Annotated in this window: 17 protein-coding genes; 13 read left to right on the top strand and 4 right to left on the bottom strand. The window is 54.0% G+C overall.

What is annotated here, in order from left to right; all coding sequences use genetic code 11:
- Positions 1 to 36: 36 nt before the first annotated feature.
- From CMQ96_RS06950 to CMQ96_RS06940, 3 genes are all read right to left on the bottom strand, one after another.
- Complete coding sequence (locus CMQ96_RS06950; RefSeq protein WP_098066389.1) at positions 37 to 2,013, bottom strand: glycosyl hydrolase family 28 protein; 1,977 nt, start codon at positions 2,011 to 2,013, stop codon at positions 37 to 39.
- A gap of 172 nt (positions 2,014 to 2,185) precedes the next feature.
- On the bottom strand, positions 2,186 to 3,013 hold the full coding sequence (locus tag CMQ96_RS06945) for an MBL fold metallo-hydrolase (RefSeq protein WP_098066386.1): 828 nt from the start codon (positions 3,011 to 3,013) through the stop codon (positions 2,186 to 2,188).
- Positions 3,014 to 3,022: 9 nt separating this feature from the next.
- Positions 3,023 to 3,565: a sugar ABC transporter gene (locus CMQ96_RS06940; RefSeq protein ID WP_098066383.1), complete on the bottom strand. Its 543-nt coding sequence runs from the start codon at positions 3,563 to 3,565 to the stop codon at positions 3,023 to 3,025.
- Positions 3,566 to 3,703: 138 nt separating this feature from the next.
- On the opposite strand from CMQ96_RS06940, the gene CMQ96_RS06935 reads away from it, so the two are divergent.
- Positions 3,704 to 4,579, top strand: coding sequence for a LysR substrate-binding domain-containing protein (locus CMQ96_RS06935; RefSeq protein WP_098066561.1), 876 nt, complete (start codon positions 3,704 to 3,706; stop codon positions 4,577 to 4,579).
- Between the two features lie 8 nt (positions 4,580 to 4,587).
- On the opposite strand, the gene CMQ96_RS06930 is transcribed toward CMQ96_RS06935, so the two are convergent.
- The gene (locus CMQ96_RS06930) at positions 4,588 to 5,454 is read right to left on the bottom strand and encodes a GNAT family N-acetyltransferase (protein ID WP_098066379.1); all 867 of its coding nucleotides are present in this window, start codon (positions 5,452 to 5,454) and stop codon (positions 4,588 to 4,590) included.
- 496 nt (positions 5,455 to 5,950) lie between these two features.
- Between CMQ96_RS06930 and CMQ96_RS06925 the strand changes: the two genes are divergently transcribed.
- The 12 genes from CMQ96_RS06925 (at position 5,951) to CMQ96_RS06865 (ending at position 21,970) form a co-directional block, all read left to right on the top strand.
- Entirely contained in the window at positions 5,951 to 6,931 is a 981-nt protein-coding gene (locus tag CMQ96_RS06925) for a TIM barrel protein (protein WP_098066376.1), read from the top strand.
- Between the two features lie 63 nt (positions 6,932 to 6,994).
- On the top strand, positions 6,995 to 8,035 hold the full coding sequence (locus CMQ96_RS06920; RefSeq protein WP_098066373.1) for a substrate-binding domain-containing protein: 1,041 nt from the start codon (positions 6,995 to 6,997) through the stop codon (positions 8,033 to 8,035).
- 16 nt (positions 8,036 to 8,051) lie between these two features.
- Positions 8,052 to 9,551: a sugar ABC transporter ATP-binding protein gene (locus CMQ96_RS06915; RefSeq protein WP_098066370.1), complete on the top strand. Its 1,500-nt coding sequence runs from the start codon at positions 8,052 to 8,054 to the stop codon at positions 9,549 to 9,551.
- 32 nt (positions 9,552 to 9,583) lie between these two features.
- A complete protein-coding gene (locus CMQ96_RS06910; protein WP_098066366.1) occupies positions 9,584 to 10,552 on the top strand; it encodes an ABC transporter permease in 969 nt (322 codons plus the stop codon).
- Positions 10,552 to 11,409: a MurR/RpiR family transcriptional regulator gene (locus tag CMQ96_RS06905; RefSeq protein ID WP_098066363.1), complete on the top strand. Its 858-nt coding sequence runs from the start codon at positions 10,552 to 10,554 to the stop codon at positions 11,407 to 11,409. Before CMQ96_RS06910 ends, CMQ96_RS06905 begins: the two co-directional genes overlap by 1 nt.
- A gap of 2 nt (positions 11,410 to 11,411) precedes the next feature.
- Positions 11,412 to 12,275, top strand: coding sequence for a PfkB family carbohydrate kinase (locus CMQ96_RS06900; protein ID WP_098066360.1), 864 nt, complete (start codon positions 11,412 to 11,414; stop codon positions 12,273 to 12,275).
- Between the two features lie 340 nt (positions 12,276 to 12,615).
- A complete protein-coding gene (gene cadC, locus CMQ96_RS06895; protein ID WP_098066357.1) occupies positions 12,616 to 14,148 on the top strand; it encodes a lysine decarboxylation/transport transcriptional activator CadC in 1,533 nt (510 codons plus the stop codon).
- 364 nt (positions 14,149 to 14,512) lie between these two features.
- Positions 14,513 to 15,850 carry a cadaverine/lysine antiporter gene (gene cadB / locus CMQ96_RS06885; protein ID WP_024358910.1) on the top strand — a complete coding sequence of 446 codons (1,338 nt, stop codon included), beginning with the start codon at positions 14,513 to 14,515 and terminating at the stop codon, positions 15,848 to 15,850.
- An 81-nt stretch (positions 15,851 to 15,931) separates the two neighbouring features.
- Positions 15,932 to 18,079 (top strand): lysine decarboxylase CadA, encoded by a 2,148-nt coding sequence (gene cadA, locus CMQ96_RS06880; protein ID WP_004130111.1) that lies wholly within the window; start codon positions 15,932 to 15,934, stop codon positions 18,077 to 18,079.
- A gap of 59 nt (positions 18,080 to 18,138) precedes the next feature.
- On the top strand, positions 18,139 to 19,623 hold the full coding sequence (gene dtpD, locus CMQ96_RS06875; RefSeq protein WP_098066354.1) for a dipeptide permease DtpD: 1,485 nt from the start codon (positions 18,139 to 18,141) through the stop codon (positions 19,621 to 19,623).
- A gap of 267 nt (positions 19,624 to 19,890) precedes the next feature.
- Positions 19,891 to 21,408 carry a lysine--tRNA ligase gene (lysS, locus tag CMQ96_RS06870; RefSeq protein ID WP_024358908.1) on the top strand — a complete coding sequence of 506 codons (1,518 nt, stop codon included), beginning with the start codon at positions 19,891 to 19,893 and terminating at the stop codon, positions 21,406 to 21,408.
- A 148-nt stretch (positions 21,409 to 21,556) separates the two neighbouring features.
- A complete protein-coding gene (locus CMQ96_RS06865) occupies positions 21,557 to 21,970 on the top strand; it encodes a hypothetical protein (RefSeq protein ID WP_004130120.1) in 414 nt (137 codons plus the stop codon).

The following is a 21,970-nucleotide window of genomic DNA, read 5'->3' as shown; positions in this document are numbered from 1 at the left end:
TTAAGCCTGTGATAAACCCCGCAGCCGGAAACGGCATTACTTCGTTGCGCCCTCAAGGATAACCTTGTCGTTCTCCCCACGGGTGATGCTCTGCTGATGAAGGCTGTCGGCGAGCATTACGTCATTGACGGCGAAAAATTCCCAGGCCTGCGGCGTGTTGGCGAAGGTTACCTCATCGAACTGACTGTCGTGCAGGAAAGAGATATTGGTTGCTTTGGTGTTACGGAAGCTGACGTTGGAAAAACGCAGATTCTGATGATAGGCATCGCGAGAATAGTGAATACCAAACGACTCCGCCATTTCGGCTACCGTCATGCCGTCAATCAGGATGCTGTGCTTAGCCGAAGTACCATCGACGGTCACATCCTGCACCTGAACGTCGCGGAACTGAGCGGGCTCGTCGGCAGGGGTCGTATCATTTACGTCGGCGCTGTATTTGATAGTAAAAACAAACGGCTCTTTGGCGATATCTTTCATCGCGTTATGACGGAACAGCACCTCCCGCACGCCACCGCCATAGTAGGGGCGGCTCTTCATGCGCAGGCCAACGTCGGTCATATACATGACGTTATCCTCGGCGCGAACGTTTTCGATCCACGCGCCGGTATGGCTACCCGTCACCACGGCGCCGTGGCCTTTACGGAAATAGTTATTAAAAATCCACGCCGCGCTTTGCGGCTGCTGATGAAACGTTTTCGCGCCTTTACCAAACCCGGCGGCAAAATTAACGCAATCATCTCCGGTATCAAAGAAGTTATTGAAGACCAACGCGTTTTTGCTATTGCCGAACTCGACGCCGTCGGCGTTATTGCCGTCAAAGGTCTGATGCACAAGCCCATTCAGGGTAATATTTTCTGACTCCAGCACCATCACCCCGTGGAAAGCGGGATTACGAATAGTCAGTCCGGCAAGGTAGAGATTTTGCACGCCGCGCAAGGTCATCAGGCTGGAGCGGCGGTTTTTATAGGCGCTATTGTTTTCAATCCCTTCCGCGATAGCCGCTTCGGTCTGATGCTTTGCCAGAATACCATCCGCGCCGACTTTTTTGGCATTGCTGGCCCGGTACTGCGGCAGCGCGTTGCCCAATTCGTCGCTAATTGTCGCATCGCCGCCGCTTTTGACGCCGCGGGTCCAGCCGTTGCCGTCAATCGTGCCTTTCCCAACGATGCGAATATTACGAAACGTTCCGGCCGGAGACTCGCCCTTATCGTCCGCGCCCAGCACGTTAATTAATGACGGCGGGCGGCGAGGCTGCGGATGATCGCTATAGGGATAGAGGTAATAGCCTTTATCAAGCGGATACTGGGCCGGATCGTCCGAACCCAGCAGGGTGGCGCCAGCCGCAATCTCCAGGGTTATATCGCTGTGCAGGAACAACGCGCCAGTTTTGAATTCGCCGCCGGAAATCAGCACCCTGCAGCCCTGAGGATAGTGCGTGACGGTACAGCTATCAATGGCCCGCTGCAGCGCCTGGGTATTCAGCGTGGTGCCGTCACCCTTCGCGCCGAATGTGCTGGCTTCGATGACGTGCGGCGTTTTGCGGGTTTGCGCTTTAACCACTGCGCTGTCCGGAGATTCCTGGCCATTGGCGTAGACCGCGCGCACCGTAAAGGCATACTCCGTATCCGGCTGCAGGTTGGTGGCCGTGAAGCTGCGCAGATCGATTTTCTGCTGCCAGCCGTCGCTGGCGATCCGCTGATAGAAGTTATCAATATAGGGCTTTGCCGGGGAAAAATGGTTTTGATTTTCACGCGCCAGGCCCAGCCGCTTGCCTTGACGATAGACGGCGTAGTCCACCACCTGCTCGGTCTCAGACTCCGGTTTTTCCCAGACCAGCACCAGGCTGTTTTCATCGGCAGACAGTATCGGAACCATGACATTTTGTGGCGCGGAGGCGGGCGCATCGTGCTGGTTATCGACGGTTCCGCCGCTGTCATTACAGCCGCCTGCGAGCCCGGCTAGTGCGATTGCCAACGCCAGCATGCCGCGTGCAGGTCTGAAGGTATTGCGCATAGATTTTCCTTAATGTCATATTTTATGGGAAAATAAAATTCAAATTCATTTAAAATAAAACATCATTTTATATTTATGTGGGAAAATAAACGCGAGTCAGTTCAATCTTTCATCAGGCGAAAAAAAACTTAATCGGATAAGCAAAGGCGGACCTCACCGCCCAGCTTCCCTTCTACTGCGTAGAATCATCGATACGATAGCCGCACGAAGTCGGTACAATATGGGCAAACCCCGACCCGCCAAGATGCATACCGGCAATCAGCAGGTTTTCGCCGGCGGCCTGGGCGAGAATCGCTTCCCGCGTCGCTCTGGCCTGTACAGGATCGCAATCAAAAGCGATAGCGGCGGCGGGTCGCGCGGCCTGAATATGCGGAAAGTGAACAATATCGCCCCAAATCAGCAGGCTTTGCCCGGCGGCGTCAATGCGAAACCCGCTATGGCCCGGCGTATGTCCGGGTAACCAGACCGGATGGATACCCGCGACGACTTCGCGATCCTCCAGAAACCCGAGGCGCCGGGACCACGCGTCCAGGGTGCGGCGGGCGAGAGCGAAGTTTCGCTGCCCGCGCTCATTAGCCCGTCTTAACATGACGTCATCCTGCCAGTACTCCGCTTCCAGAGGATGCAGATGAAGACGAGCGTTGGGATAGCGCGGCGCGCTGTTGGCATCCAGCAGGCCGCCGATATGATCCGGGTGAGCGTGGGTCAGCAGGACGGTATCAACGTCGTCTGGCGCACTTCCCGCCGCCCGCAGACTGGTTTCCAGCACGCCGCCTCCCGTCCCCGCGTCGATCAGAATCGTTCTTCCCCGGCCGCGGATAAGATAGCCATTAATGTCAATAGTGCCGGGGTCAATGACGCCCGCATCGCGCTGGATTTGTGCGGCATCGCCGCTATCGATGCCGGACAGCAGCGCCAGGCCGGCGGCCATGCTGCCGTCGCTAAGGGCAGTCACCTGAAAATCGCCAATCTGGCGGGTGACAAAAGATGAATTGCGCATAAAAACCTCTTAGCGTGATGCTGGCTGTTTTTCAGCCGGGCTTTGCAGCTGACCGGCCATGGGTTCATAGATCCAGGCTTTTTCCCGTCCCGCAAGTAGCATCGCCTCCCGGCGCGGCAGAACGTATACCACGCGCAGCGACGGGTTATTATCCAGCCCGGCGGCCGGAAGTCTTGTCGGCTGATACCCCAGCTCCGAGTCCACAAAGTCCAGCGGCTCCGGGCTCAGCAGCAAAACATCCTCCTCAGAGACGGCAGGGAACACCCCGCTGTACCGATACAGGTTTCGCCGCCAGTCGCGAATATGCGCCTGCCAGCGCGCAAAGTCGCCGCCGCCTTTATGGCGATACGCTTCACTGGCGAGGGTGTCAGCATCATGGATAGTATGGATGGCAAGATAGACCGGGCAGCCGGAGGAGAGCGCCCGGAAGCGCTGCGAAGCGCGGAACCCGCTGACGGATACCAGCGCCGGCAGCTTGTGCTGGCTGTAAAATCGATTCCAGCCGGCTTCGCTTTCCGGGTCGGCGTAGCTGCACTCAACGATATATAACATGGGCTGACCTCTGCATGATGGCGTGATGATATTGACGTTTGATCATGCTACGTTGTGTATTGAGCGCTCTGAAACGATATTATTTCATCCCTCAATGACATTTTGTCATTAATGCAAAATCCAGCAGAGGTGGTCATCGTGCGAAAAAAACTCCCCAGCAGCGCCTCTTTGCAGGCTTTTGAGGCTGCCGCCAGGCACGGTAACTTTGCCCGCGCGGCGGAAGAACTGTCGCTTACCGAAGGGGCGATCAGTCGGCAAATCGCCCGTCTGGAATCGCTGTTGAACTGCAGGCTGTTTGAGCGGACGGGGAGCCGGGTACGGCTGAATCCTAACGGCGCGCGCTATGCGCACCATGTGCGCGAAACGCTGGAGCGCCTTGAACGGGACACTCAATATCTGATGGGGGCCGCGGACGGCAGCCGAAGCCTGGAAATCGCCGCGCCGCCGACCTTCGCCAGCCGCTGGCTCATTCCCCGGCTGGGGGATTTTCAGCACCGGCATCCGGATATCACGCTGAATATCGCGGTCAGAACCGACCCGTTTATCCTCACCGGCAGCGGTTTTGACGCGGCGCTTCACTTTGAACACCCCGCCTGGGCCGGAATGCGTATGCAGTTTCTGTTTGAAGAGAGGCTGGTACCGGTATGCCACGCCGGGCTACTCACGGAAGAAGATCTCGTCAGCCAACTGAACGCGCTGCCGCGAATTCATCGACGGCAGAATCCCGACGCCTGGCAGCGCTATGCTGAAGAGTGCGGGATCGTGCTGGATAATCCGGCGCAGGGGGGGCGCTACGATCTGCATGAGATGGCGATAGCCGCCGCGCTGGCCGGGCAGGGCGTTGCGCTGGTGCCCCATGTGTACGTCGAAAACGCGATCGAAAACGGGCTACTGGCTGCGCCCTGGCCGCAGGCCCGCAGCCTGAGCAAGCGCTTTTGCCTGGTGAAGCCGCTGGAAAACGGCGTCAACGAATCGGCGCTATGGGCGTTCGAGCAGTGGCTGTTGACGCAATAAGCGCAGCCTCAGGCGTGGGATAAAAGCGGGAACATCAGCTTATTCTCTTTGAAAATATTTTCTTTTTGCTCGTAGATAAACAGAAGATCTTCGCCTTCGATTTTCTCATACTCGCCGGTCCGATTCTCTTTGGGGGTAAAGCCGAGGATAGCCTGGTACGTATTGTCATCGGCGAGCTGGTTGATAATGGCCGACAGGGAGCGGCCGCTGTCGCAGAAAATATCAAAACAGATCAGCGCCGGACCGTTTTGCATCGCAATCGCGATCGCCTGGTTTTTCTCGGAATAATAGACGAAGTGCTGCATAAAGGCGGAGCAGTAGAACATCAATAAACCGAAGTTATTCTGCACCCGCAGCTGCGAAAACGGATTCGATTTTTGATAATACCGCTGCAATAGCGCAACGTCTTCCGGCCGATCCATATCGAGCTTGCGGAAATCGCCCGTAACCGGTACTACCGGCATAATATACTGATGCTCGTCGGTGCGCTCGAAGCCGAATTTCGGGTAAAAATCAACGGTTGTCGGGTTAGCGAACAGGAAGAAGGCGTCGGCTTTATCCTGCCAGTCCGCCAAAATCTCATTCACAAGCTGCCCGGCGAGGCCCCGATTGCGATGATCGATATCGGTCATTACGGTGCCGATTTGGATATAGCGGCGGGGTTCGCCCTGCCAGATCAGGTCGATAATATTGGCGGAGGCGTTAGCAATCACTTTATTGTTGCTGACCAGGGCGTAGGGAATATAGGCGTCGGTCCAGTAGCCTTTGCGGTACCACTCTTTAAAGGAGAGATCGAAGGTTTTAATCGCCAGGTCAATGAAGCTATTTCTCAAAACGTCATTTTGGACAATTTGCTTAACTAATTTCCAGGTCATCGTCTTGTTCCTTTCTTATCCGTTCTAAAATCCGCCATCACTGCAGGTAAGAGATCTCTTTTGGCACTCATTTTGCGTTGAGTATGGTGTTTTTATCCCGTTTGTACAGTTCCGGCCTCAAGGCATCTTCCAGGACGTTGGCTCGCTCACAGTTAAGGTGATGGCGGCTAAACCAGGCAGGATAAATCCCCTCCCGCTCAGAGAAGTACCCCTGCGCCAAAGTCTCCATTCCCAAGTTTTTTCACGAATAAATTAATTTCTGTAAAGTTAAATCTTCTATCAGATCGTTGTACAACCCATCAGCTACCGGATCCGCCAGCGAAGAACTGTTGCATGCTATGGCGTGAAAAGGCTTTCGTGAGCAATATCCCAAAACGTAATGCCGGTTAGCAATTGCGCTTGCTTATTAAACCTGGGTGAGTATGTTTAAAACAACTTCACAGAAAATCGTGAAAACATAAAGTACATCACAATGGTGATTTAAGGATTGCATAACATGTCAGAACTAAAGTTTGCCACTCGCCTGAACTCTTTTGCATCAGGGGCTTACCTGTATTGGCCGGAGCTAAAAGGAAAGCCAACCGTCTTACAAATGATTGAACGTGCGGGAAAAGTTGAAGGACTTACTCATCTCGACCTGAACTACCCGCAACATATGTGTGACGATATCAAAACGATGCGTCGGGCTATCGAAGATGCCGGTCTTGCCGTTAACGGTATGCAGATGCGTTGGGATGCTCCGCAGTTTCGTATTGGCGCGTTTACCCACCCGGATGCGAAAATTCGTCGGGAGGCTATCGAGTTAACCAAGCGCGGTATCGACACCGGTCGCGAGTTTGGTTCCAGATTGATGACGCTGTGGATGGGGCAGGACGGCTTTGATTACTGTTTCCAGGCCGATTACAAAAAAATCTGGGAAGACGCAGTCGGCGCGGTGCGTGAGATCGCGGAATATGCGCCAGATATTGATATCAGTATCGAATATAAACCGAATGAACCGCGCGCGTTCAGCATTTTCCCTAACGTAACCACCTGCCTGCTGGCGGTTGAAGAAGCCGGAGCGCCAAACCTCGGCATTACCCTCGATTTTGCCCACGTCCTGTTCGCCAATGAAGTTCCGGCCTATGCGGCTGCCATGGTTGCTCGTCGTTCTCGCCTGTTAGGGCTGGATCTCAATGACGGCTGGGGTAAACGCGATGATGGTCTGATGGCAGGCTCCGTTAACCCGCGCGCGACGCTCGAGTTTTTGTGGCAAATGCGCCGCGATGGCTATCAGGGCGCCTATTACTTCGACACCTTCCCGGATGCCAGTGGTCTAGATCCTATTCGTGAGGCGCAGACTAATATCGCCACCGTCACGCGGCTGCTGAAGCTGTGCGAAAAGCTGGAAAACAACCAACCGCTGCTTGATGCGATTAGCCGCCAGGACGCTGTAGCCTCTCAACAAATTGTTAATGACATCATGCTAGCCCGCTAGCGCAACTGGCGCTGACAAAGCCGTCAGCTTCACGATAAATATAATGAGAATAAAGGCTGAAAAATGAAAAAAATATTACTCTCTGTACTCGCTTCATCTCTGCTGTGTTCAAGCGCTTATGCGGCAGATTTACCGCCGCTGCAATCCGACACTGAACCCGATCGTACCGACTGGTCTCAGCTGGAAAGCAAATACGGCCCGCTACCGGCGGCTGATAAGTCGCTGAAAATTGGCGGCGTATCCAAAACGTTGACCAATGAATACTGGCGTTCTCTGGGCGAGGGTTATAAAAACGTCGCCAGCCGTTATGGTTTTACCGTGGCCTATCAGGCCGCGGCGAATGAAGAAGATCAGCTTGGCCAGCTTTCCATCGCTGAAACACTAATTTCTCAGGGATTCAATGGCCTGCTGGTATCGCCGCAGACAGATATCAACCTCTCACCGGCGCTGGAAAGCGCGAAGAAAAAGAATATTCCGGTCATTAACGTTAACGACGCCGTGATGCCCAACGCTCAGTATTATGTCGGTAACGTGCAGAAAGATAACGGCGTCCGCGTAGCTAAGTGGTTTATCGAACACCATCCGCAGGGTGGGAAAGTGGCGGTAATCGAAGGTCAGCCGGGGGTTTATGCCGCCGGGCAGCGTACCCGCGGGTTTAAAGAGACGTTGGCGGAAAATGGCAAATTTAATATTGCCGCCAGCGTGCCGGCGAACTGGAGCCGTGAACAGGCATTCAACGCGGCAACCACTATTCTGCAACAGCATCCTGACCTGATAGGCTTCTATTCCAACAACGACACCATGGCCCTTGGCGTGGTGGAGGCCGTGCGCTCCCTGAAAAAATCCGGGCAGGTTGCCGTATTCGGTACTGACGGGATTTCCGACGCCTATGCCTCGATCAAGCGCGGCGAGCTGACCGGTACGGTAGATAGCTTCCCCGTGCTGACTGGCGAAGTGGCAATGGATGTGATGATTCGCCTGATTAACGGTCAGAAGCTGTCGCGCGTCATCTCTACCCCTCAGGCATTAATCACGAAAGAAAACGTCGACGCCTTTTCGACTAAAGATAACAACGCGTTACGCCAGCTACTGACTCAACAATAAGGTGAGCGGAGAGTTTATGGAACAGTATCGTTTAGAGATGCGCGGCATCAATAAAACTTACGGCAATACCGCAGCGTTACAGGATGTTGATTTTTGCGTCAGACCAGGGGAAGTACACGCGCTTATTGGCGAAAATGGTGCCGGTAAATCAACGTTGTTAAACATTCTTTCCGGCGTGCGCAGCGCAGATAAAGGCGATATCAGCGTTGGCGGTCATCAGGTGCAGATAAAAAATCCGCTTAGCGCGCGCCACGCCGGTATCGCTATGATTCATCAAGAGTTACAGCACGTTCCTGAACTCTCCGTGGCGCAAAATATGTTTCTTGGGCGCCCGCTTACCAAAGCGAAAGGAATGTGGCTCAACAAGAAGGAGCAAGAGGAGAGGGCAGGGCGGATTTTACAACAGCTTGATCCCTCTATCGACCCCGGAGAGCCGATTAAAAACCTCAAAGTCTCGCAGCAGCAAATTGTGGAGATTGCCCGGGCGCTACTTGATGATGCCAGGATTATCGCCATGGATGAGCCAACTTCGAGCCTGACCCCCAGAGAGTTCGAGCGCCTGGCTGAACTGATTGCTGACCTGAAAGCGATGGGCGTATCTCTCATCTACGTTTCTCACAAAATGAACGAGATATTCAAAGTGTGCGACCGGGCCACTATCATGCGCGACGGCAGGCAGGTTGGGGTGGTGAATATCTGCGATGAGAATGAAGAAAGCATTGTCGCTAAAATGGTGGGCAGGAAAATTGAGCATATCGCGCATAATTCCTGGGCCACTGCACGAAAGGTTCTGACGGTTGAAGGCCTGGCGAGTACGGTGGTCAGTCCGGTGAGTTTTAGCGTCTGCGCTGGCGAAGTACTGGGGATCTCGGGCCTCGTGGGGGCAGGAAGAACCGAGCTGCTGAAGCTTATCGCCGGGATAGATAAACGCACCGGCGGTACGATTCGGGTCAATGAACGGCTGGTTGAGCGTCAGGATGTCAGAGCGGCGATCGGCGCCGGGATAGGATTAGTCCCTGAGGATCGTAAAAAAGAGGGGATTATCAAGGAACGGGCGGTAAAGATGAATATGGCGCTACCGTCGATGCGTCACTTTACTCGCGCAGGGCTGGTTAATACGGCAAGGCTTAATCAGGTTGCCAATAAAGTGATGGCGGATTTAAAGCTGCGCCCGCTGGATATTGAAAAAACGATTGGTACCCTAAGCGGAGGAAATCAGCAGAAAGTCATTATTGGCCGCTGGGTCGCCGCGGATGCGCAGGTATTCTTATTTGATGAACCGACCCGGGGAATTGATATTGGCGCTAAAGCAGAAATCTATAATCTGATAGAAAAGCTAGCCGCCGCAGGAAAAGCCATTATTGTGGTTTCATCAGAAATGACCGAAATTATCAGGATCGCGGATCGGGTTCTGGTTATGCGGGAAGGGAAAATAACTCAGGAGTTAACGGGGGATGCTATTACTGAAGAGAATATCGCTCGTTTTGCCATTAATGATGCGGGCCATATTGCCTGACCTATCACCAGTAATTTTGAAAGGCCATAACCATGATGACACAAGCAGGTAAAAATAGCGTATTGCCGTCTTCGCTGATTAAATTTAATGTGCGCGATGCCGGCACCTTAATTGGATTACTAATTATTATTATCACATTTTCATTTTTGTCTCCGGTATTTCTCACGCTGCCGAATTTACTGAATGTTCTGCAGCAGTCGTCAATTAATGCGTTAATCGCGCTGGGTATGACTCTGGTAATCATTTCTGGCGGCATTGATTTATCGGTTGGCCCGACGGCGGCAATGTCCGCCGTCTTTGGCGCCGCGCTGATGGTCGCCGGTATTCCCGTGCCGCTTGCCGTGGTGTTGACTCTCTGCGTTGGCGCCGCCTGCGGGCTTTTCAGCGGCACGCTGATTGCGTGGGCCGGTTTACAGCCGTTTATCGTCACCCTGGGAGGGTTATCGCTTTTCCGCGCCATTGCGCTAATCTTTACCGGCGGCAATCCGGTATTTGGCATCCCCGCAACATTCAGGGATATCATCAACAGTTCATGGTTTGGCGTGCCCACGCCGATTGTTATTGTGGCGATCGTGGCGCTGATATTATGGACGGTGATGAACAAAACCCCGCTCGGGGAATATATTCTGGCGATTGGCGGCAATGAAGAGGCCGCGCGGGTGGCGGGCGTCCCGGTCAGACGCACAAAAATTACCGTCTATGTTATCTCCGGTATTCTTGCCTCGCTAGCCTCTCTCATTCTGATTGGCCGCCTGGGCGCGGCGGAGCCTACAATCGGCACCCTATGGGAGCTGGACGCCATTGCTGCCGCGGCGATTGGCGGCGCTTCGCTGATGGGCGGCAAAGGCAGCATATTTGGCACGCTGATTGGGGTCATTATTCTGGGGGCGTTACGTAACGGGCTGACGCTGCTTAATATTCAGGCATTTTATCAATTGCTTGCAACGGGCCTTATTATTATCATAGCGATGTTAATTGACAGAGCAACCCGAGGCAAGTAATGAAGCAGGATCCACGAGCCATTGGCGCTCAGATACGTATGCGTTTGCCCCAACTGACACCACTTGAACGTCGTGTTATTGAGGCAATAATTTCCCGGACCGATCTGACTGAGCAAACTTCTTTAAAAGAAATCGCTCAGGAAAATAATGTTTCGGAAGCCATGATTGTTAAAATAACTAAAAAACTTAACTTTACTGGTTTCAGGAATTTCAGAAGTAGTCTGATTTATTATAATGAATCAGAAGTGGCGGGGTTGCATGCGGAAATTGAGCCTGATGATACCTCTGAGCAGCTTCTGGCTAAGGTATTTCGCACTTCAATTCAGGCTATCGAAGAGACCATGTCTATTCTCGATATTTCTGAATTTAATCGTGCGGCGGATATTATATTTAAAGCGCGTCATATTGACCTGTATGCCGTTGGTGGTTCAGCAACCGTTGCTCGCGATCTCGCGCATAAACTGCTGAAAATAGGCATCAAGTCTTCAGTTTATGATGACGCGCATATTATGTTGATGTCAGCCGCTGTGTTATCTGACGATGATGTGGTGATTGCCATAAGCCATTCCGGAGTGACCCGCGCGGTGAATGCTCCGGTAAAACTTGCCGCCCGTAATGGCGCTAAAGTTATTGTCGTCACTAATTATGCCGAGTCGCCTATTGCGCATAACGCGCATGTGGTACTCAATTCAACATCTCAAGGGTCGCATTTGCTTGGCGAAAATGCCGCATCGCGTATTGCTCAGCTCAATATACTGGATGCGCTGTTTGTGGCTATTGCTAAGAAGGATCTCAGTCGGGCAGAGAAAAACCTGATGAAAACCCAGCGTGCGGTTCAGGATCTTCGGGAGTTCTAGTCATGAACAAAATTGCAGTCGCAGGCAGCCTCCATTACGACATCATGATTGATGCGCATCATCGGCCTGAGAAAGGCGAAACGGTAATGGGGACCGCCTGTCGCTATAAGTTTGGCGGCAAAGGGGGAAATCAGGCTATCTCTGCGGCCAAATCTGGCCTGGAAGTCCGGTTTGCAGGCGCTGTCGGCGCAGACGAACAGGGGCGTTTCCTGGTTGATACCTTACGCCAGGCGGGCGTTGACGCCAGCGCCGTTGCGGTGGCGGTGGACAGCCCTTCCGGGATGAGCGTGGCCATTTCCGACGAAGAAGGCGACTACGGCGCGGTAGTAGTATCCAACGCTAACCAGAAAATCCCCGCTGGCGTCTTTCAGAACGCGCGCTTCTGGGACAACGTCAGCATGCTGGTGTTACAAAATGAAGTGCCCGAGACGGTTAATTTGCTGGCGGCGAGCGCGGCAAAGCAGCGCAGTATTCCGGTATGCATTAACGCTGCGCCGGCGCGCCCTCTGAGCGAGTCGTTTGCGGCGCTTATCGATATTCTGATCGTCAATGCCATTGAGGCCCGCGATATGTGCGGCGTCAACGTCGAAGATTTGGTCTCGGCGCAGCAGGCCGCGACGGCGTTGGCGCAGCGCTTTACTCAGGTGGTGGTGACCGCCGGCGAGCATGGCGTCGCCTGGTGTGAGGCTGGCGAAGCCGCGCAAGCCTTGCCCGCTCAAAAGGTTAAGCTGGTCAGCACCCATGGGGCAGGTGACTGCTTTGTTGGGGCGTTTTGCGCATCTTTGACGGTCAGCAAATCATTAGCGCAAGCGGTGGCGAGCGCCAATGCTGCCGCGGCCCGGCACGTCTCGCAATCGGATATTTAATCTTCCTCTGTATTGCCCTCTAACAACTGAAGTTCAGCTATTTCTTGCTGAACTTCAGCACCAGGGAAGGGCTCCTGCTACCTGGCAATGAGAACATGTTTATTAATCCGCCATTTTCCTTCCTCGCCAGCAGCCCTGATCCCAGTTTGTTGCTACTGTTTAAAGTGCTTATAAATATTCATCTGGATTATCTGAATTTTATCATTCTCAAATGAAATTTTGTCAGAAGTTAAAAACGCAGAGGAATATATCGCGTTCAAGGTTATGACCCCTATCATAATCAGGTAGGGTAAATGTGATATCATCGCGCCTTTCCCGTTTCGTCCTGGGGCTCTTTTTTATGCAACAACCTGTTGTTCGCGTTGGAGAATGGCTGGTTACTCCCTCTGTTAACCAAATTAGCCGCAAGGGGCGTCAGCTAACTCTCGAACCGCGCTTAATCGATCTTCTGGTTTTCTTTGCCCGTCATCCTGGGGAAGTACTCAGCCGGGATGAGCTCATCGATAATGTCTGGACCCGCAACGTTGTCACCAGCCATGTCGTCACGCAAAGCGTCTCCGAGCTACGTAAGTCGCTGAAAGATGGCGACGACGGCAGCCTTGAATATATCGCGACCGTACCCAAGCGAGGCTATAAGCTGACGGTGCCGGTGATCTGGTGTACGGAAGAGGGGGAAGAACTGACGCCGGTTATCCCGGCAGAAACGCCGACGGTCGCCGTGGACGCGCCATCGGTTTCCCCGCAGCCTGAGGCGGCTGCGCCAGAGATGGCGCCGGTGGTAAAGCCGGAAAAACGCAAGCGGCTGAGTACGTTTATCGTCTGGGGCCTGTTTCTGCTGGCCCTCGCGAGCTGCGTGGCGCTGGTGGCGTTATCGACCCTCGAGTCGCGCCCGCCGGTCACGAAAACGCGGCTGCTGCTCAACCCACGCGATGTTGATATTCATCTGCTCAGCGGCAGCGCCTGCAACAACTGGTCATCGCAGCACTCCTATGCCATTGGTCTCGGGAGCCTGATTACCACCTCGCTGAACACCTTCTCCACCTTTATGGTGCACGATAAAACCAACTACAACATCAATGAGCCGAGCAGCTCCGGTAAAACCCTGACCATTGAGTTCGTCAACCAGCGGCACTACCGCGCGCAGCAGTGCTTTATGTCGGTGAAGGTGGTGGATAACGCCGACGGTTCGACCATGATGGATAAGCGTTACTTTGTCACCAGCGACAACCAGCTGTCGATTCAGAACGACCTGCTGAGCAGCCTGTCTGAGGCGCTGAAGCAGCCGTGGCCGGCGCGGATGCAGGAGATGTTAAAGCAATATCAGCCGTCGCAAAGTATCGCGCTTACCCATTTCTATCAGGCGCATCAGCTATTAATGAATGGAGACGTCGATTCACTCGGAAAAGCCAGTAGCCTGCTTGCCGACGTGAATAAACAGTCGCCGGACTTTACCTATGCCTGGGCGGAAAAAGCGCTGGTGGACGTATTACGCCATTCTCAGCAGCCGCTGGATGATAAACAGCTTGCCGATCTTTACAGCGAAATAACCCGGGTGGGTAATATGCCGGGGATTAAAGACATGGCAATATTTTATCAGATTAAAACGGTAGATATGCTGGGCAAAGGCAAAGTCGATGAAGCCTACAGCGCGATTAATAGCGGCATTGACCTGGAAATGTCGTGGATGAATTATGTGCTGCTGGGTAAGGTCTACGAAATGAAAGGGCAGAACCGGGAAGCTGCCGATGCTTACCTGACGGCGTTTAATTTACGTCCGGGTGAGAATACATTTTACTGGATTGAAAACGCGGTATTTCAGACCTCGGTGACCCGCGTGGTTCCGTATCTCGATAACTTCCTCGCTTCAGAATAAGTAAACCCTCATCATGGTCATGGTTTTGGCCGTGGTGAGGTTAAACTTATGTTTCTCATGAGCGCCTCTGTTGTTATATTTTATATCCTTTTCTTGCTTGTTTTTAACACATCTTCAACACGAAATTGTGTTCGTAAATGCATGTAATTTATTAATATTTATCTTTTCCTGACCTCAACATGTCATCCTGATATGTTGCGCGAAAAAGGTCAAAATATCATTTGTCTGATGTTTGCAGTTATTTCACTTTATCTTTAGGACTTATCTCGTACTAATCCGTAATCTGATTGGCAGTTGGTCGGGTCAATAAAAGGTTCATCATCATGATCTGTACCTCCCAAATAAACTTAGGAGAAAAGCAAACATGAGTTCTGCCAAGAAGATCGGGCTATTTGCCTGTACCGGCGTGGTAGCCGGTAATATGATGGGGAGCGGTATTGCATTATTACCTGCGAACCTGGCGAGTATCGGTTCTATCGCCATTTGGGGTTGGGTAATATCTATTATTGGCGCGATGTCGCTGGCTTATGTATATGCCCGTCTGGCGACCAAAAACCCGCAGCAGGGTGGCCCCATCGCCTACGCCGGCGAAATATCTCCGGCGTTCGGTTTCCAGACCGGTGTGCTTTATTATCACGCTAACTGGATCGGCAATCTGGCAATCGGCATTACCGCCGTCTCTTATTTATCAACATTCTTCCCTATTTTAAATAACCCGGTACCGGCAGGTATTGCCTGTATTGCCATCGTGTGGATATTCACCTTCGTGAATATGCTCGGCGGTACCTGGGTAAGCCGCCTGACGACTATTGGTCTGGTGCTGGTGCTTATTCCGGTCGTGATGACCGCGGTGGTCGGCTGGCACTGGTTTGACGTTGCCACCTATCAGGCAAACTGGAACACCTCAGCCACGACGGATAGCCATGCGGTGGTGAAAAGTATCCTTCTCTGTCTGTGGGCCTTTGTCGGGGTAGAATCTGCCGCCGTCAGTACCGGGATGGTGAAAAACCCGAAACGTACCGTACCGCTGGCCACCATGCTGGGGACCGCGCTGGCGGGTATCGTGTATATCGCAGCGACCCAGGTCATCGCCGGTATGTACCCTGCGTCTGAGATGGCCGCGTCCGGCGCGCCGTTTGCTATCAGCGCATCGACTATCCTTGGCGGCTGGGCTGCGCCGATGGTGTCGGCCTTTACCGCCTTTGCCTGCCTGACTTCTCTCGGTTCGTGGATGATGCTGGTCGGCCAGGCCGGCGTGCGCGCCGCTAACGACGGCAACTTCCCGAAAATCTACGGTGAACTGGATAAAAACGGCAACCCGAAAAAAGGCCTGCTGCTGGCCGCGGTGAAAATGACCGTCCTGATGGTGCTGATCACCCTGATGAACTCCACCGGCGGGAAAGCCTCCGACCTGTTCGGCGAGCTGACCGGTATCGCGGTTCTGCTGACCATGCTGCCTTACTTCTACTCCTGCGTTGACCTAATTCGCTTCGAAGGCATTAACGTCCGCAACTTCGTCAGCCTGATTTGCTCCGTCCTCGGCTGCGGGTTCTGTTTCATCGCCCTGATGGGGGCAAGCTCCTTCGAACTGGCCGGCACCTTTATCGTCAGCCTGATCATCCTGATGTTCTACGGCCGCAAAATGCACCAGCGTCAGAGTAACGACGGCTCCGCTGATAGCAGCACCGCCAGCGCGCATTAATCCGTAACCCTATTCCTGAGGCTCCTTCCATCACCTGTCACGACGTGGCGGGAGGGGCTTTCTTTATCTGGAGATTTGACTATGAACGTTATCGCAATCATGAATCACATGGGTGTTTACTTCAAAGAAGAGCCCATCCGTGAGCTGCATCGCGCCCTCGAACGCCTGGACTTCCGTATTGTCTACCCGAACGACCGTGACGACTTATTAAAACTGATCGAAAACAATGCGCGTCTGTGCGGCGTGATCTTCGACTGGGATAAATACAATCTCGAACTGTGCGAAGACATCAGCAAAATGAACGAATATATGCCGCTGTACGCCTTTGCGAATACTTACTCAACGCTGGACGTGAGCCTCAACGATCTGCGCATGCAGGTTCGCTTCTTCGAATATGCGCTGGGCGCGGCGGAAGATATTGCGAACAAAATCAAACAGAATACCGACGAGTATATCGACACCATTCTGCCGCCGCTGACCAAAGCGCTGTTTAAATACGTGCGTGAAGGCAAATATACCTTCTGTACCCCAGGCCACATGGGCGGTACCGCGTTCCAGAAAAGCCCGGTCGGCAGCATCTTCTACGATTTCTTTGGTTCCAATACCATGAAATCCGATATCTCGATTTCAGTTTCTGAACTCGGTTCCCTGCTGGATCACAGCGGCCCGCATAAAGAAGCGGAAGAGTACATCGCCCGCGTCTTCAACGCAGAACGCAGCTACATGGTGACCAACGGCACCTCTACCGCCAACAAAATCGTCGGTATGTATTCCGCCCCGGCCGGTAGCACCGTGCTGATTGACCGTAACTGCCATAAATCGCTGACCCATCTGATGATGATGAGCGACATTACGCCAATCTACTTCCGCCCGACCCGTAACGCTTACGGCATCCTCGGCGGTATCCCGCAGAGCGAATTCCAGCACGCGACCATCGCGAAGCGCGTGAAAGAAACCCCGAACGCGACCTGGCCGGTGCACGCGGTGATCACCAACTCCACCTATGATGGCCTGCTGTACAACACGGACTACATCAAGAAAACCCTGGATGTGAAATCCATCCACTTTGACTCCGCGTGGGTGCCTTACACCAACTTCTCGCCGATTTATGAAGGCAAATGCGGGATGAGCGGCGGCCGCGTCGAAGGGAAAGTGATTTACGAAACCCAGTCCACGCACAAACTGCTGGCGGCGTTTTCTCAGGCATCAATGATTCATGTTAAAGGTGACGTAAACGAAGAAACCTTTAACGAAGCCTACATGATGCACACCACCACTTCTCCGCACTACGGCGTGGTGGCCTCGACGGAAACCGCGGCGGCGATGATGAAAGGCAACGCCGGTAAGCGCCTGATTGACGGCTCTATCGAACGTTCAATTAAGTTCCGTAAAGAGATTAAACGCCTGAAAGGCGAATCCGACGGCTGGTTCTTCGACGTCTGGCAGCCGGAACATATCGATGGCGCGGAATGCTGGCCGCTGCGCTCCGACAGCGCGTGGCACGGTTTCAAAAACATCGATAACGAACATATGTATCTCGACCCGATTAAAGTCACGCTGCTGACCCCGGGGATGAAGAAAGACGGCACCATGGATGATTTCGGTATTCCGGCAAGCATCGTGGCGAAGTATCTCGATGAGCACGGCATCGTGGTCGAAAAAACCGGTCCGTACAACCTGCTGTTCCTGTTCAGCATCGGTATCGACAAAACCAAAGCGCTGAGCCTGCTGCGCGCGCTGACCGATTTCAAACGCGCGTTCGACCTGAACCTGCGGGTGAAAAACATGCTGCCGTCGCTGTACCGTGAAGATCCTGAATTCTACGAAAACATGCGCGTTCAGGAACTGGCGCAGAACATTCACAAACTGATTGAGCACCACAACCTGCCGGACCTGATGTTCCGCGCGTTCGAAGTGCTGCCAACCATGATGATCACGCCGTACGCCGCGTTCCAGAAAGAGCTGCACGGTCAGACCGAAGAGGTGTATCTCGAAGAGATGGTGGGCCGCGTCAACGCCAACATGATCCTGCCGTATCCTCCGGGAGTGCCGCTGGTGATGCCGGGTGAAATGATCACCGAAGAGAGCCGTCCGGTGCTGGAATTCCTGCAGATGCTGTGCGAAATCGGCGCCCACTATCCGGGCTTCGAAACCGATATCCACGGCGCCTATCGTCAGGCGGATGGTCGTTACACCGTTAAAGTGCTGAGAGAAGAAAACAACAAATAATCGATGCACAACAGGGAAGTGGCTTGCCGCTTCCCTTTTTCACGCTGCAAGGAGAACACATGAAAACACCCTCACAGCCGCGCGCGATCTATTACATCGTTGCGATCCAAATCTGGGAATATTTCAGCTTTTACGGCATGCGTGCCTTACTCATCCTCTATCTCACCCATCAGCTCGGCTTTGATGACAGCCACGCCATCAGTCTGTTCAGCGCCTACGCCTCCCTGGTGTACGTCACTCCTATTCTCGGCGGCTGGCTTGCCGACCGCCTGCTCGGCAACCGCACGGCGGTCATTGCCGGCGCGCTATTAATGACGCTTGGCCACGTAGTGCTGGGCGTCGAATCCGATTCCACCTGGAGCCTGTACCTCGCGCTGGCGATCATTATCTGCGGCTACGGTCTGTTCAAATCCAACATCAGCTGTCTGCTGGGCGAGCTCTACGCCGTTGACGACCCTCGCCGCGACGGCGGTTTCTCGCTGCTGTACGCCGCCGGGAACGTCGGCTCCATCGCCGCGCCTATCGCCTGCGGGCTGGCGGCGCAGTGGTACGGCTGGCATATCGGCTTTGCGCTGGCGGGTATCGGCATGTTTGTCGGCCTGATGATTTTCTTAAGCGGCAGCCGCTACTTCCGCCACGCGCGCGGCGTCGATAAACAGGCGCTGCGGGCGGTGAAATTTGTACTGCCGACCTGGGGCTGGCTGGTGGTGATGCTCTGCGTTGCGCCGGTGTTTTTCACGCTGCTGCTGGAGAATAACTGGTCCGGCTACCTGCTGGCGATCGTCTGCGTATTCGCCGCCCAGATGGTGGCGCGCATTATGGTCAAATCCCCGGAGCATCGCCGCGCGCTGTGGCAAATCGTTCTGCTGATGCTGACCGGGACCCTGTTCTGGGTACTGGCGCAGCAGGGCGGCAGTTCGATCAGCCTGTTCATCGACCACTTTGTTAACCGCCGCCTGCTGAATATTGAGGTGCCGACCGCGCTGTTCCAGTCGGTTAACGCCGTGGCGGTGATGGCGGCGGGCGTCGTGCTGGCGTGGCTGATGCGGCCGGAGGGCGCGACCCGCTCGGCGCTGCGCGTATGGCTGAAGTTCGCCTTTGGCCTGGTGCTGATGGGCTGCGGCTTTATGCTGCTGGCGCTTAACGCGCGCCACGGCGCGGCACAGGGACAGGCATCGATGGGCATGATGGTGGCCGGCCTGGCGCTGATGGGTTTCGCCGAGCTGTTTATCGACCCGGTGGCGATGGCGCAGATCACCCGCCTCAATATGCCCGGCGTCACCGGGGTACTGACCGGGATTTATATGCTGGCGACCGGCGCGGTAGCCAACTGGCTGGCGGGCGTGGTGGCGCAGCAGACTACCGAGTCGCAAATCAGCAATACGGCGATTGCCGCGTATCAGCACTTCTTTGCCCAGATGGGCGAATGGACGCTGGGCTGCGTGGCGGTCATTGTCGTTGTCGCCTTCGCCGCCGCGTTCAGCGTCGGCAAACGCCGCGCGGCCGCCGGTGAACTTCCCGGCGTCAACGCCCAGGATCTGTAGCCCGGACAGGTGCGCAGCACCGCCTCCGGGATTATCGCATCCCTAAACGGAGCAAAAAGCCGCTCCTTGCACCCCTTACTGAACAGGAGGAGGATATTCTGGCGGGCGCGAAAGCCGAAGATAAAAAGAGGTTACAAAAGACAGGGCTGAGTGAAATCAGCCGCAATTGAAGCCAGGCTCCTTAAGATTGTTCTCCGGCGCCGACGCCGGAACAGGCCTGGTTCAATTATCGAAGCAAGTTTGCAAGCAGGGTTATGAGGAACCAACATGTCTGAACAACAAGCACAAGGTGCCGATGAGGCAATTGACCTTAATAATGAACTGAAAACCCGTCGTGAAAAACTGGCCGCGCTGCGCGAGCAGGGCGTGGCGTTCCCGAACGACTTTCGCCGTGACCATACTTCCGACCAGCTCCATGCTGAATACGATAGTAGGGAAAACGACGAGCTCACCTCTCTGAACGTCGAGGTCTCCGTGGCTGGGCGCATGATGACCCGCCGTATTATGGGTAAAGCCTCCTTCGTGACCTTACAGGACGTGGGCGGACGCATTCAGCTGTACGTCGCCCGCGACGATCTGGCGGAAGGCGTCTACAACGAGCAGTTTAAGAAATGGGATCTCGGCGACATCATCGCCGCCCGCGGTAAGCTGTTCAAAACCCAGACCGGCGAACTCTCCATTCACTGCACCGAGCTGCGTCTGCTGACCAAAGCGTTGCGCCCGCTGCCGGACAAGTTTCACGGCCTGCAGGATCAGGAAGCGCGCTATCGCCAGCGCTATCTGGATCTGATCTCCAACGAAGAGTCGCGCCACACCTTCAAGGTGCGTTCGCAGATCCTGGCGACCATGCGTCAGTTCATGGTCGCGCGCGGCTTTATGGAAGTCGAAACGCCGATGATGCAGGTGATCCCCGGCGGCGCCTCCGCGCGTCCGTTTATCACCCATCACAACGCGCTCGATCTGGATATGTATCTGCGCATCGCGCCGGAGCTGTACCTGAAACGGCTGGTGGTCGGCGGCTTCGAACGAGTGTTCGAAATCAACCGTAACTTCCGTAACGAAGGTATCTCCGTGCGCCATAACCCAGAGTTCACCATGATGGAACTCTATATGGCGTATGCGGATTACAAAGATCTGATCGAACTGACCGAATCCCTGTTCCGCACGCTGGCGCAGACCGTACTGGGTAAAACCGAAGTGCCGTATGGCGACCAGGTGTTCGATTTCGGTAAGCCGTTTGAAAAACTGACCATGCGCGAAGCGATCAAGAAATACCGTCCTGAAACCGAGATGGCGGAGCTGGATAACTTCGATGCGGCGAAAGCGCTGGCGGAATCCATCGGCATTCACGTTGAGAAGAGCTGGGGTCTGGGGCGTATCGTCACCGAAATTTTCGACGAAGTGGCGGAAGCGCATCTGATCCAGCCGACCTTTATCACCGAGTATCCGGCGGAAGTATCGCCGCTGGCGCGCCGTAACGACGTGAACCCGGAAATTACCGACCGCTTCGAATTCTTCATCGGCGGACGTGAAATCGGTAATGGCTTTAGCGAGCTGAACGACGCGGAAGACCAGGCCCAGCGTTTTCAGGATCAGGTCAACGCCAAAGCGGCGGGGGATGATGAAGCGATGTTCTACGACGAAGACTACGTCACCGCGCTGGAGTACGGCCTGCCGCCGACCGCCGGTCTGGGTATCGGTATCGACCGTATGGTGATGCTGTTCACTAACAGCCACACCATCCGCGATGTTATCCTGTTCCCGGCAATGCGTCCGCAGAAATAAATCATGCTGAAACCAAGCCCCTCGTTTATTTGAGCGGGGGGCCTTAATTTCGACGCGTTTATCCCGGCGAGTGATATGGCGAATAAGCTTACTCCGGGCACCTTATGTGCTATAACAGCGCGCATAAAAAACATAAGGTGTTAATTAAATGAAAAAAATAAAATTAATTGTTGGCGGCGTGATCTGTGCAAGTTATTTATTAACGTCAGTATTATCAATGGCAAGTGATAATATCAACAGCAATACCATTCATTTTGATAAAGGCAGCAACGGCACGATAATAAAAAGTACCGTGACCGGCGACGATGTTAATGACTATACGCTGGAAGCGAAAGCCGGCCAGATGATGCATATCGGTATGAACAGCCAGTGGCCGCATCCCTTTTTTAATGTGATTACCCCGGATAATCACGCGATTTTTAACGGTTCGATGAGCGGCGATATTTTTGAACAGCGTCTGGGTGTCAGCGGGAAATATACTGTGCGGGTATATCAGATGGGCGGCGCGCGTGATGAAGGGAAAACCAGCGCGTACGCGCTGACGTTTAAAATTACCGACTAA

The sequence above is a fragment of the Klebsiella sp. MBT K-1 genome, assembly GCF_002556465.1.
Taxonomy (GTDB): Bacteria; Pseudomonadota; Gammaproteobacteria; order Enterobacterales; family Enterobacteriaceae; genus Klebsiella; species Klebsiella grimontii.
The sequence above is the reverse complement of the archived record's forward strand: the minus strand, read 5'-3'. Positions and strand labels throughout refer to the sequence as shown.

What these genes read in the sequence shown, in the direction of transcription:
- CMQ96_RS06950 (WP_098066389.1), bottom strand. Translation starts at nt 2,013, where the DNA reads ATGCGCAATACCTTCAGACCTGCACGCGGCATGCTGGCGTTGGCAATC.
- CMQ96_RS06945 (WP_098066386.1), bottom strand. Translation starts at nt 3,013, where the DNA reads ATGCGCAATTCATCTTTTGTCACCCGCCAGATTGGCGATTTTCAGGTG.
- CMQ96_RS06940 (WP_098066383.1), bottom strand. Translation starts at nt 3,565, where the DNA reads ATGTTATATATCGTTGAGTGCAGCTACGCCGACCCGGAAAGCGAAGCC.
- CMQ96_RS06930 (WP_098066379.1), bottom strand. Translation starts at nt 5,454, where the DNA reads ATGACCTGGAAATTAGTTAAGCAAATTGTCCAAAATGACGTTTTGAGA.
- CMQ96_RS06925 (WP_098066376.1), top strand. Translation starts at nt 5,951, where the DNA reads ATGTCAGAACTAAAGTTTGCCACTCGCCTGAACTCTTTTGCATCAGGG.
- CMQ96_RS06920 (WP_098066373.1), top strand. Translation starts at nt 6,995, where the DNA reads ATGAAAAAAATATTACTCTCTGTACTCGCTTCATCTCTGCTGTGTTCA.
- CMQ96_RS06915 (WP_098066370.1), top strand. Translation starts at nt 8,052, where the DNA reads ATGGAACAGTATCGTTTAGAGATGCGCGGCATCAATAAAACTTACGGC.
- CMQ96_RS06910 (WP_098066366.1), top strand. Translation starts at nt 9,584, where the DNA reads ATGATGACACAAGCAGGTAAAAATAGCGTATTGCCGTCTTCGCTGATT.
- CMQ96_RS06905 (WP_098066363.1), top strand. Translation starts at nt 10,552, where the DNA reads ATGAAGCAGGATCCACGAGCCATTGGCGCTCAGATACGTATGCGTTTG.
- CMQ96_RS06900 (WP_098066360.1), top strand. Translation starts at nt 11,412, where the DNA reads ATGAACAAAATTGCAGTCGCAGGCAGCCTCCATTACGACATCATGATT.
- cadC (WP_098066357.1), top strand. Translation starts at nt 12,616, where the DNA reads ATGCAACAACCTGTTGTTCGCGTTGGAGAATGGCTGGTTACTCCCTCT.
- cadB (WP_024358910.1), top strand. Translation starts at nt 14,513, where the DNA reads ATGAGTTCTGCCAAGAAGATCGGGCTATTTGCCTGTACCGGCGTGGTA.
- cadA (WP_004130111.1), top strand. Translation starts at nt 15,932, where the DNA reads ATGAACGTTATCGCAATCATGAATCACATGGGTGTTTACTTCAAAGAA.
- dtpD (WP_098066354.1), top strand. Translation starts at nt 18,139, where the DNA reads ATGAAAACACCCTCACAGCCGCGCGCGATCTATTACATCGTTGCGATC.
- lysS (WP_024358908.1), top strand. Translation starts at nt 19,891, where the DNA reads ATGTCTGAACAACAAGCACAAGGTGCCGATGAGGCAATTGACCTTAAT.
- CMQ96_RS06865 (WP_004130120.1), top strand. Translation starts at nt 21,557, where the DNA reads ATGAAAAAAATAAAATTAATTGTTGGCGGCGTGATCTGTGCAAGTTAT.